Source organism: Aquiflexum sp., assembly GCF_977115555.1.
On record NZ_CDSBKL010000116.1, the window covers coordinates 1 to 10,826 of the forward strand.

Here is a 10,826-nt window from a genome sequence, read left to right on the forward strand (position 1 = left end):
AATTTTTGCAATTACCCTTTTTTTAAAAAATGAAACAGAATTTAATATTCCATTAACCTTGAAAACAAAAAAAATCCTTGGTTTCCCAAGGATTTGGCTCTATTGACAATAGAAGCTATTTCAATGTTACGGATTTGTTAATTGGAATCTTCTCCAAGAAAATCTTAATCAAATCCCTTGTACTCACATTGTCGGCCTCCGCCTCATAATTGAGGATAATTCTGTGATTCAGCACATCTTCAGCAATGGCTTTGATATCTTCAGGAAGGACAAAGTCCCTTCCATCCATAAATGCCATAGCCCTTGCAGCAAGGTTGAGATTGATACTTGCCCTTGGTGAAACGCCAAACTGAATGTATTTGGCTTCGTCTTTTAGACCGTATTTTTCAGGAAACCTAGTCGCAAATACCAATTCAATGATGTAATTCTCCAGAGGCTCTGCAATTTTTACTTCATTGATCTGGGCACGGATGGCAAAAATGTCTTCTTTGGAAAGAACCGCATTCACCTCCGAAACAAAATGCATGTTTGCCATACGGCGCATGACTTCCATTTCATCTGCCTTGGACGGGTAGTCGATGTGTACTTTCATCATAAACCTATCCACCTGTGCCTCAGGAAGAGGATATGTTCCCTCTTGATCAACAGGGTTTTGTGTAGCAAGCACCAAAAACGGTCGGTCCAACTGATAAGTAGACTCTCCGATCGTCACTTGCTTTTCCTGCATCGCTTCCAACAAGGCTGATTGCACCTTGGCAGGAGAACGGTTGATCTCATCAGCCAAAATGATATTGGAGAAAATCGGTCCTTTCTTGACCTGAAAACTTGCCTCCTGCTGGTTGTAAATCATCGTTCCTACCAAGTCCGAAGGCAACAAATCCGGTGTAAACTGAATCCTTTTGAAATCAAGGTGTAGCACCTTGGCCAAGGTATTTACAGTAAGGGTTTTGGCCAACCCGGGTACACCTTCCAAGAGAATATGGCCATTGGTAAAAAGCCCGATCAAAAGTCGGTTGACCATTCGGTCCTGACCAACCACCACTTTTCTTACTTCATCTATGACTTGCTGTATCTTCTGCTGATGCATTTTTAGGTAATTATGTTATTGGATATTGGTTATTGGTCCCGATAGCTATCGGGATGGTTAATAGTTATTGGTTATTAGAAACAATTTTGAAATATGGTTGAAATAAAGTAGATATAAATTGAAATATTACTCAAACTCAAACCTTTTGTATTGACAAATTCCAAACCTAAGATAAATCAGTCTCACATCTTGTGTCTCACGTCCTATGTCTAATAATCGGGCTAAATTATAACAAAATACCCTTTATCCCAATTTATGCTTTTTACTTATTGATAAATGGTAAAAGTGGTTTTTGGTTACTGCTTTCTTTTTACGGAAGGTTGGGAAAAAGTTTTGCCATTGCTTTTATTTTGGTCCTTTTCAAAGGTCTTGAGCTGTATATTCAGAAGTCTGTAGATTTCTTCCTTTTCAAATTCCCTGACTTCTCCGACAGCAAAACCTGAAATTGTGAGCTTTTCCATGGACCACCTGACGAGACGAAGCGTGGGATATCCCACAGCTGCAGTCATTTTGCGAACCTGTCTGTTTTTACCTTCAGTCAGTGTAAGTTGAATCCAAGTATCGGGTACGGACTTCCGGTATCTGATTGGAGGATTTCTTTCAGGAAGATCGGGTGCTTCAGACAGGATTTTAGCAAAGGCTTTTTTGGTCCGATATACCTTCCCATCCACGTTGATTTCTGTTCCTGATTGGAGTTGGGAGATAGCCTCCTCTGTAGGTATTCCCTCCACTTGGGCAAGGTATGACCGGAGATGACCGAATTTGGGATCAAGGAGATAATGGTTCAGGGATTTATCATCTGTGATCAACAGCAATCCTTCACTGTCTTTGTCAAGTCGGCCGACGGGATAGACTTCCGGCGGAAAGTCAGCCACATCTTTTAAGGTGCCCTCTTCTCCGCTAAACTGGCTGAGGATCCCGAAGGGCTTGTAGATGACGAAGTATCTGTAGTTTGGCATTTTAATAGAAAAAGGGTTTTTCTGTTTACTTTTTATTAACAGAAAAACCCTATCAATCTAAATCTGGAATAATATCAACTTCCGCAACCAACACAGTCAAAATGACTGTCCATGGGCTTCACTCCTTTGAGCTGCATTTCGAGGTTGTGGATTTGGTCACGGGTTTCCATGTCCTGAAACATGTTGCCGGTCAAGGTGCCTTTCAGGTTGTCGATTTCCTGTTCGATGGCAGATTTTTGTTCAGTTGTCATAATCAAATGGATTTAAGTGGTTACAGTTTCGAATATAAAAAAGTTCTTTATTTTTTGTTAACCCATGTATGTATTTGCCATAATTTTTTCTGCAACCCAGTAATTGGATTCCATGTAATATTCGTTGGCTTTGGGGTTTCAAACCATTAAATTTAAAAAAATATCTAACATGATGCTCGACATTGCTACTGTCCAAAAACTCAGCGAATTCAGAAAAACCCTCCATCAATACCCCGAACTTTCAGGTCAGGAAGAGGAAACAGCCAAAAGAATCCTGGACTTTTTCAAAGACCTGAATCCGGACAAAACCATCACAGGCCTTGGGGGACATGGCTTGGCATTTGTATTTGAAGGAAATGAAAAAGGGCCAACAACCCTGTTTCGCTGTGAACTGGACGGGCTTCCGATCAAAGAAGAAAATTCCATTTCCCACTTCAGCACCATTCCCAACAAATCACATGTCTGCGGACATGATGGGCACATGGCTATTCTAAGTGGTTTGGGTACTTACTTTTCTATAAATAAACCCAAAAAAGGACGAATAGTTCTTCTTTTCCAACCTGCTGAAGAAACCGGGGAAGGAGCGGAAGCAGTGATCAAGGATCCAAAATTCTTAGAAATCCAACCGGATTATGCTTTTGCATTGCATAATCTTCCCGGTTATCCACTCCACCAAATCCTTTTGAAACAAGGTGCTTTTGCCGCCGCATCAGTAGGTATGAGTATCCATTTTAAAGGAAGAAATTCACACTCCGCACATCCCGAAGCCGGAAACAGCCCTGCGAAAGCCTTGGCCAAAACCATCGTAGCCTTAGAAGCACTCCCCCAAGGAATGGAAAATTTTTCCCTTGTCACTGTGGTCCATGCCGAGTTGGGAAGCATCGCTTTTGGTACTTCACCAAGTACTGCTGTCGTCAGGGCTACCCTCAGGGCATTTGAAAATGAAACCCGTGACCTCTTGGTTTCCTACGCAGAACAGTTGGCTACCCAAATTGCCGATGAATATGGATTGGAAATTTCTTTTGATTATGTGGAAAGTTTTGCGGCAACACACAATCATCCCGAAGCCTGGAAAATAGGTTTGGATGCTGCAGAGGAACTCGGCTTGGATATCCATCATGTAGGAAATCCTTTCCGATGGTCGGAGGATTTTGGTTTGTTTTCTTCCCATACCAAAACCTTGCTTTTTGGTCTTGGATCAGGATTGGATCATCCCCAACTCCACGAACCCAATTTTGATTTTCCTGATGAGTTGATAGAAACGGGAGTGGGCATGTTTGTGGCAATCGCCAAAAAGCTTCATTATTGATCAAAAAAAGCAGGTTCCTTGATGACATACCCCGATTTCCACACCCATCAAAAAGGAATTGAAAACAGTATTTTCAACATCCTTCCCGGCGATGACATTCCTGACCAAAATTTTTCTTGGGGAATTCATCCCTGGTATTTGGATGGAAACTGGGAAAAGGAAATGGAAAAAATCGAAGCAGAATCTTCAAATTCTAACCTGATGGCAATCGGTGAATGCGGCTTTGACCTGATTAAAGGACCCGAATCAGACCTTCAGGTAAGGGTATTCACTGCACAGGCAAATCTTGCCAAAAAGCTCGGACTCCCTCTTCTATTGCATTGCGTCAAAGGAAGTCACTTGCTTCAGGAATTTCTCAAAAAACATCCCGACTCATCACCCGTCATTTGGCACGGCTTTAACCAAAAACCAAAAACCGCCGAAAACCTGCTTTCCTTTCCCATCTATTTTTCCTTTGGCAAAGCCATTTTGAAACAAGATTCCAACGCACAACAATGGCTCTTGAAATGTCCTTTGGACAGAATTTTTTTTGAAACTGACGATTCGGAGGTTCCAATTTCAGATATATATCAGCAAGCTTCTTTACTTTTGGGCATTCCTGTTACCAAGCTTTTGGACATGGTAAGGGATAATTGGAACAGGATTTCAAATAGAAAAATGACATGAGTGAATTTGCTTGGCTGTCGCGGACGGAATTGATAACAGGAAGAGAAGGCTTGGAAAAGCTTGCCAAGAAACACGTATTGATCGTGGGACTTGGTGGAGTGGGTTCTTTTGCCGCTGAACTCATCTGTAGGGGAGGAATCGGTGAGATGACCATCATAGACGGGGATGTGGTGGATGTCAGCAACTGTAACCGTCAGCTTCCGGCCACCCAAAAAAATCTTGGACAATCCAAAGCCGAATGGATGGAAGAAAGGCTGCTTAGCATCAACCCCAATCTGAAAATCCATGTCATCAGGGAATTTCTCAGACCTGCAAGAATGACCCAATTGTTGGAAGAAAATGAATTTGATTTTGTGGTGGATTGTATTGACAGTTTGCTTCCAAAACTTCACTTGATAGAAGGTGCGATGAAAAGGGGATTTCCATTGGTCAGTTCGATGGGTGCAGGGGGCAAAATAGATCCTACACAAGTAAAAATCGCGGATATCTCCGAGACCCACAGCTGTAAACTTGCCCAAATGGTCCGAAAACGATTAAAAGCCAAGCAAATCCACAAAGGTTTTAAAGCCGTTTTTTCAACAGAACTCTATATCAAGGAAAGCCTGATGTTGACAGATGGCAGCAATTTCAAAAAATCCGCTTACGGAACCATGTCATTTTTGCCGGCCACCTTTGGCTGCGTCACGGCATCTGTGGTGATCAATGATCTATTGAAAAGCTAGGCCGATTTTTCTTTACTGACTTAGGATTCAAAATGGTATAAAAACACCAATACTCCTGTAAATGCAGGTTTCTTTTGGTCTTTGATCTCCAATTTCACATTGACTTCGGCTTTGACAGTTCCGCGAAGGTTGACTACATTTTTCAGGTTGGCATTGAGTCTCACTTCATTGTTGACCAAAACAGCTTGGGCAAATCTCAGGTTTTCGATGCCATAATTGACCATCATCTTGAGGTTATTGACATGGATGACCTGATCCCAAAGGTAAGGTACCAAGGATAGTGTCAGGTAGCCGTGGGCAATGGTATCTCCAAAAGCACCTTCCTTTTTGGCACGCTCAGGATCGGTATGAATCCACTGATGATCTATCGTCGCAACAGCAAACTGGTTGATCTGTTCTTGGGTAATCTGATGATAGTCAGAGACTCCAAGATCCTGACCTATGTATTTTTCAAAATCTTCAAAGCTCCCAATCGTGATTTTGGCCATATAAATTGATGTTTTATAAAATTTAAAGGTAAAAAAATTTATCAGGCGAAGGAAACCGATTACACAAAACCATTCAAAATACAGAAATAGGCGAATTTCAAACGTCCATTGCACCTCATAAAATTAAATACTTCTCAAAACTTTTAAAATTCAACTAAACCAATAAATTTGCTTCGCTTGAGTCCCTTTTTATGAATCCCAAAAAATTCCAATGCTTGATCGCGCTGACCCTGGTTTTATTCTCAGGGAATTCATTTTCACAGGAAGCCGTTCCCCATTATTCAATTTTGGAAAAAAAGGATTTCATTACCCTTAACCCCGATTATTCTGTCAGCTTCAAATCTCTCCTCACCCTCAATATTTGGGATTCCAGAGGATTGAGCCATGCAAAGAGAGTCCTTCCTGTAGACAAGCTGAACCAAGTGACAAATTTTGAAGTCACAGTAACCAATTTGGCAACTTCCAAAGTGGTGAAAAGGGTTAAGCTGAAAGATCTCAAAGAAGTCTCCTACATTGATGATGGAAGTATTTATGTGGATACCAAATACAAAGTCTTTGAATTGGAGGGTGTTCCGCTACCGGTAAAAGTCGACATTATCGAGGAACGCTTAAGGACAACAAACTTCTTTTTGGGTTCTTGGAATCCCCAATATTACCATAACCAAAAAATAAAGTCCGCCAGCCTGGAGGTAGTTTATCCAGTGGCACTTGGATTGAGATTCAGGCTAAACCATCTGGATTCCTCCTCTTCCACATCTCAGGAAGGAAATAAAGTAAAGTTAAATTGGAATTTGGAAAACCTCGATGCATTTGACGAAAGGACGGATTCTGATTCCTTACCATCACTGGACCTTGCTCCAAAAAAATTCGCCCTCGAAGGCTATGTTTCCGACATGGAAAATTGGGATGGTTTTGGTCGATTTATCAGTTTGCTGATTGACAAGAAAGATGAACTTCCGGAAGATTTCAAATCAGAAGTCCGTCAGATGACAGCAGGTTTGGAGGATGATTATGAAAAAATCTCAGTCATTTATAAATACCTCCAAAAGAACTACCGCTATGTCGTCATTTTCTTAGGCATAGATGGATGGGAACCCAGAAATGCATCTGATGTAATCCAAACGAAATACGGCGAATGCAAAGCATTGACTACGCTTATGAAAGGCATGTTGAAGGAAGTTGGTATCGAATCACAATACTCTTTGGTCTATGCAGGAGATCAAAAAGTTCATTTAGAGGCAGATTTTCCGATCAACAATTTCAACCACGCATTTTTGCGAGTGCCTATGGGAGAAGAAGTGCTTTGGCTGGAATGCACCAATAATTTCCTTCCGGCAGGATTTTCAGGAAATTTCACCAAGGACAGAGATGCCTTGGTGGTCACTGAAAACGGGGGATTTCTAGAAAGAACTCCCGATTACAGGGAATCAAAATTCAATACCATCAAAAACACCTATGATATCCAACTTCAGGAAAACGGAGATGGTACATTTAAAGGAAACAGTTCCTTTCAGGGATTTCCTGCAGTCGATTTTTTTGCTTTAAATGAGTTTTTGGATGACAACCAAAGGAAAAACTACCTCAATAAAAACATCGGTGGAAGCGGTATCATTATCAAGGATTATCAAATCGAAACAAGTAATCAAAGGGAAGTTCCTGTGGCTTCTGTGACTTTTGAAGGCAACATCCAGCGTTTTGGTCAGCAGACCACCAAGCGCATCATTTTTCCTACACATCTAAAAAAGATAGAGACAGACATGTTGGACAATGGATTGCTGAACTTGGAGGAAGAAATCACCATTCAATCTAACCGAAAAACGGAGATGGAATCAGGTGTTTCAAACTTTGAAATCAAGGAGGATTACTTTTCATACTTTATAGACAGTCAGGTCAGCGATGATGGGGTCATCACCATCAGCAACAGACTTGAAATCAACCTTCCCAAAGAAATCAGCGAGGAAGACAAATCCAAAACCATTGCCCGAATCAACACCCAACTACAAAAAAATATCATCCTTAAAAAATCTGAATGACATGAAAACATTGAGAGCCCTCCTTTTTTTTCTGACTTTTTCTATCTGCCTCATGGGCAAAGCTCAGGATATGAAATTTGGGAAATATTCCCAATCTGAGTTGGAACTTACCAAAGTAGACTTCGAACCGGACGCAGGGGCAGTAGTGTTGGGAGTAAATTCCTTTAACCAGTTTATTGGCGCGATCCAGCATGCTACCATCCACCGGAGGGTAAAAATCTTAAAAGAAAGTGGAATGGACGCTGGAAACGTAAGGATTTCCTTTTATGCCGGAGAGGGCATCCAAAATATCAGCAAGCTGAATGCACAAACGGTAAACATCGAAAACGGAATTGAAAAAGTAACCAAACTGGGTAAAGATGATTTTTTCGAAGTAGATCTAGACGACAATTATAAAGAAGTCAGGTTTACATTTAAAGATGTCAAAGTAGGTTCTATCATTGAGTATTCTTATTTGAAAACGGACAAAGGCATCACCTTTCTTGATCCTTGGGTGTTTCACAATTCCATACCAACCCTCAAATCAAGCTATACCATTGAAGTTCCTTCCTTTTTGAATTATCGATTTCTTGCTCAGGGCGAAAAAACACAGAAATGTGACTACCGGACAAATTATGATGGGACTTACAGTTGGACAGTGACCGACCTGAACTCAGTCAAAATAGAACCGATGATGGCAAATTACCAAGATTACCTTGAAAAAATCGGTTTTCAGCTTTCAGGTTATGCATTTTCCAATTTGGCAACTTACGGAGGAGGAGGCTCGGGCTTCAAGCAGACTTATACTTCTTGGCAGGAATTGACAGAAAGCATCAGTGAGTTTGACCTATTTGTCCACTATCTGAAGCCAAATGCCGGGGAAAAAAGCCAGATTTCAATCTTTGTCCCAAAGGGAGAGACAGAGACACAAAAGGCGAAAGAGATTTACAATTTTGTAACAGAAAAATACCGCTACAATGGTGAGTACAGCCCTTTCCCTTCCAAAAATCTCAGAGCTATGCTCGAATCCCGGACAGGACAGCGGGCAGATATCAACCTGACGCTTTTGACTTACCTTAGGGCGAATGGCTTAACAGCCTATCCTTTATTGATCAGCAGCAAAGGAAACGGCCACTCACGCTTGGTGGACACACCTTTTTTGGACCAATTCGACCAATTGATCATTTATACCAAAGTAGATGACAAAGAATACTTTTTGGATGCCACCAACTCCGCAAGACCTTTTGGATACCTGCCACTAAACCAGCATGTGGCCTATGGTTACATCATGAAAGAGAAGGACAGCGGCCTGGTCCCCGTATCGCTTCCCCACAGATCTGGAATTGTTCAGATGGTCAATACCAAATTGGATGAAAACAACCACCTCATTTCGGAATCAACTGTAAGGTTTACGGATTATGATGCCCTTACCAAAATGAACGGCAGCACCATCGATGAAGTAGATACTTTGAAAAAATACATCCTCGGCTCCTCGCCGGAAAACCTTTCAGACTTTGGCGTTACAGAAAAGACAGAACCGAGAAAGCAGCTAGAGGCAAAGTTCAAATATGCTTTCAGTGAGTTTGATGCCGAAACCACTTTTATTTCTCCTTTTGCTTATACGCGCTGGAGCGAAAACCCATTTCAATCGGATATCAGGACTTTCCCGGTTGACTTCATGTATACATTTACAGATAATTATACCTCCATCGTAGAGATTCCTGCTGGCTACGAAGTCGATGATTATCCTGAAGATGCAAACATCACCATACCTGGAGGCACCGCGCTTTTCACTTATCAAGTTACCCAATGGGAGGGTCAAATTAAGGTAACAGCATCCATCAGCTTAAAATACCCACTTATCTCACCCTCCGTCTATCCTGACCTCAAGTACTTTATGGAGATCCTCACCACCAAACTGAAAGAGCCCGTGGTACTCAAAAAAACAGCAAATCCTTAATCCCTTCTCGGGTTTTAAAATGCGCGATAATTCCTCTTTCTTTGCGAAACAATCCACAGAAAATGAGCGGCACTTCCACTCCCAAATACATCCACGGCTATCAGGAAATCGAGCAGGAAAGGCTCCGGGAACAGGCTTTGGTGATCGAAAGGCCTATTTATGATTTCATTGATTTTTCGAAAGTAAATGACTTGCTCGAAATAGGCAGTGGGGTAGGCGCCCAGACAGAAATCTTACTCAGGAGATTTCCACACCTTTCCATCACCGGGGTAGAATATGAATCCCGTCAAATTGCCAAGGCGAAGGAAAACATGGCCAAAGCCGGTTTTGGAGAAGATAAAGTGAGGTTTGTCCATCAGGATGCCAAAAACCTGAAGCTTGACAAGCAATACGATGGTGCTTTTATCTGTTGGGTTTTGGAACATATCCCTGATCCCGTTGAAGTACTCATCAGCATGAAACCGTTTTTGAAGACCGGAGCAATGGTCTCGATTACGGAAGTTTTCAACGCGACTTTTTATACCTATCCCGTCATGCCCTCTATCGTGGATTATTGGAAAATCTACAATGACTATCAGGTCCAAATCGGCGGTGATCCGCAGGTGGGTGCAAGACTCGGGGATTTGTTGTCCGAATCGGGTTACCAAAACATCAGTCTAAGAAGCGGAGGCTTTCATTTAGACAGCCGATATTCCGATGAAAAAAGAACTGTGTTCAATTATTGGAAAAACCTGATGAACAGCGGTGCTCCGGCATTGCTCTCCGAAGGATTGGTCAGCGAAATACAGGTCAAAGACATGCTAGAGGCGATGGACCAATTAAGGGATATGCCAAATTCAGTTTTTTATTATAGATTTATCCAAGCCACCGCCTTCGCATAAACCACCATGAAATTCATCAAGAAAATCTTCAGATTCCTTTTCAAAATTGCCCTTTGGTTTTTTATCATTTCCATCGGGTTGACTATTTTTTACAGGTTTGTACCTGTCCCTGTGACTCCATTGATGGTAATCAGACTTTGGGAACAGGCTTGGGATGAAAAGAAGGAAGTCCGGTTATACAAAGATTGGGTTTCGATAGACAATATTTCCAAACACATGCCACAGGCAGTATATGCCGCCGAGGACCAAAAGTTCTTGGAGCACAATGGCTTTGACTGGAAGGCAATGGAAGAAGCTTGGGAGAAAAACAAAAAAGGAAAACGCATCAAAGGCGCGAGCACTATCAGTCAACAGACTGCCAAAAACGTTTTTCTTTGGCCATCGAGAAACCTCATAAGAAAAGGATTGGAAGCTTATTTTACTTTTTTGATCGAAACGATCTGGACCAAAGAGCGGATTATGGAAGTCTACCTCAATGTAATTGAAATGGG

At 41.7% G+C, this 10,826-nt stretch carries 11 protein-coding genes; 7 read left to right on the forward strand and 4 right to left on the reverse strand.

From position 1 onward, the window contains the following. Window positions 1-115: 115 nt before the first annotated feature. From ACZFYI_RS09040 to ACZFYI_RS09050, 3 genes are all read right to left on the reverse strand, one after another. On the reverse strand, window positions 116-1,087 hold the full coding sequence (locus ACZFYI_RS09040; protein ID WP_462523798.1) for an AAA family ATPase: 972 nt from the start codon (window positions 1,085-1,087) through the stop codon (window positions 116-118). Window positions 1,088-1,383: 296 nt separating this feature from the next. Continuing rightward, window positions 1,384-2,046 (reverse strand): pseudouridine synthase, encoded by a 663-nt coding sequence (locus tag ACZFYI_RS09045; protein ID WP_462523799.1) that lies wholly within the window; start codon window positions 2,044-2,046, stop codon window positions 1,384-1,386. A gap of 74 nt (window positions 2,047-2,120) precedes the next feature. Further along, window positions 2,121-2,297, reverse strand: a complete 177-nt coding sequence (locus ACZFYI_RS09050; protein WP_462523800.1) for a hypothetical protein — start codon at window positions 2,295-2,297, stop codon at window positions 2,121-2,123. A gap of 169 nt (window positions 2,298-2,466) precedes the next feature. On the opposite strand from ACZFYI_RS09050, the gene ACZFYI_RS09055 reads away from it, so the two are divergent. Genes ACZFYI_RS09055 through ACZFYI_RS09065 form a run of 3 tightly spaced genes read left to right on the forward strand, consistent with a single transcriptional unit; the run spans window position 2,467 to window position 4,994 of the window. Beyond that, window positions 2,467-3,606 (forward strand): amidohydrolase, encoded by a 1,140-nt coding sequence (locus ACZFYI_RS09055; RefSeq protein WP_462523801.1) that lies wholly within the window; start codon window positions 2,467-2,469, stop codon window positions 3,604-3,606. A 21-nt stretch (window positions 3,607-3,627) separates the two neighbouring features. Further along, window positions 3,628-4,272: a TatD family hydrolase gene (locus tag ACZFYI_RS09060; protein WP_462523808.1), complete on the forward strand. Its 645-nt coding sequence runs from the start codon at window positions 3,628-3,630 to the stop codon at window positions 4,270-4,272. Further along, on the forward strand, window positions 4,269-4,994 hold the full coding sequence (locus ACZFYI_RS09065) for a tRNA threonylcarbamoyladenosine dehydratase (RefSeq protein ID WP_462523802.1): 726 nt from the start codon (window positions 4,269-4,271) through the stop codon (window positions 4,992-4,994). Before ACZFYI_RS09060 ends, ACZFYI_RS09065 begins: the two co-directional genes overlap by 4 nt. A 20-nt stretch (window positions 4,995-5,014) precedes the next feature. Here ACZFYI_RS09065 and ACZFYI_RS09070 read toward each other — a convergent pair whose 3' ends face one another. Beyond that, the gene (locus ACZFYI_RS09070; protein ID WP_462523803.1) at window positions 5,015-5,482 is read right to left on the reverse strand and encodes a MaoC family dehydratase; all 468 of its coding nucleotides are present in this window, start codon (window positions 5,480-5,482) and stop codon (window positions 5,015-5,017) included. A gap of 215 nt (window positions 5,483-5,697) precedes the next feature. Here ACZFYI_RS09070 and ACZFYI_RS09075 point away from each other — a divergent pair, with 215 nt between their 5' ends. The 4 genes from ACZFYI_RS09075 to mtgA form a co-directional block, all read left to right on the forward strand. After that, window positions 5,698-7,515 (forward strand): DUF3857 domain-containing protein, encoded by a 1,818-nt coding sequence (locus tag ACZFYI_RS09075; protein ID WP_462523804.1) that lies wholly within the window; start codon window positions 5,698-5,700, stop codon window positions 7,513-7,515. Between the two features lies 1 nt (window position 7,516). After that, on the forward strand, window positions 7,517-9,454 hold the full coding sequence (locus ACZFYI_RS09080) for a DUF3857 domain-containing protein (protein ID WP_462523805.1): 1,938 nt from the start codon (window positions 7,517-7,519) through the stop codon (window positions 9,452-9,454). A 62-nt stretch (window positions 9,455-9,516) separates the two neighbouring features. Beyond that, window positions 9,517-10,335, forward strand: a complete 819-nt coding sequence (locus tag ACZFYI_RS09085) for a class I SAM-dependent methyltransferase (RefSeq protein ID WP_462523806.1) — start codon at window positions 9,517-9,519, stop codon at window positions 10,333-10,335. Window positions 10,336-10,341: 6 nt separating this feature from the next. Beyond that, the coding region (gene mtgA, locus ACZFYI_RS09090) for a monofunctional biosynthetic peptidoglycan transglycosylase (protein ID WP_462523807.1) at window positions 10,342-10,826 on the forward strand (485 nt) is incomplete at its 3' end.

Bases quoted from the DNA above. Each gene is read 5' to 3' on its own strand.
- ACZFYI_RS09060 (WP_462523808.1), top strand. From the start codon at position 3,628: ATGACATACCCCGATTTCCACACCCATCAAAAAGGAATTGAAAACAGT.
- ACZFYI_RS09045 (WP_462523799.1), bottom strand. From the start codon at position 2,046: ATGCCAAACTACAGATACTTCGTCATCTACAAGCCCTTCGGGATCCTC.
- ACZFYI_RS09040 (WP_462523798.1), bottom strand. From the start codon at position 1,087: ATGCATCAGCAGAAGATACAGCAAGTCATAGATGAAGTAAGAAAAGTG.
- ACZFYI_RS09050 (WP_462523800.1), bottom strand. From the start codon at position 2,297: ATGACAACTGAACAAAAATCTGCCATCGAACAGGAAATCGACAACCTG.
- ACZFYI_RS09080 (WP_462523805.1), top strand. From the start codon at position 7,517: ATGAAAACATTGAGAGCCCTCCTTTTTTTTCTGACTTTTTCTATCTGC.
- ACZFYI_RS09055 (WP_462523801.1), top strand. From the start codon at position 2,467: ATGATGCTCGACATTGCTACTGTCCAAAAACTCAGCGAATTCAGAAAA.
- ACZFYI_RS09070 (WP_462523803.1), bottom strand. From the start codon at position 5,482: ATGGCCAAAATCACGATTGGGAGCTTTGAAGATTTTGAAAAATACATA.
- ACZFYI_RS09065 (WP_462523802.1), top strand. From the start codon at position 4,269: ATGAGTGAATTTGCTTGGCTGTCGCGGACGGAATTGATAACAGGAAGA.
- ACZFYI_RS09085 (WP_462523806.1), top strand. From the start codon at position 9,517: ATGAGCGGCACTTCCACTCCCAAATACATCCACGGCTATCAGGAAATC.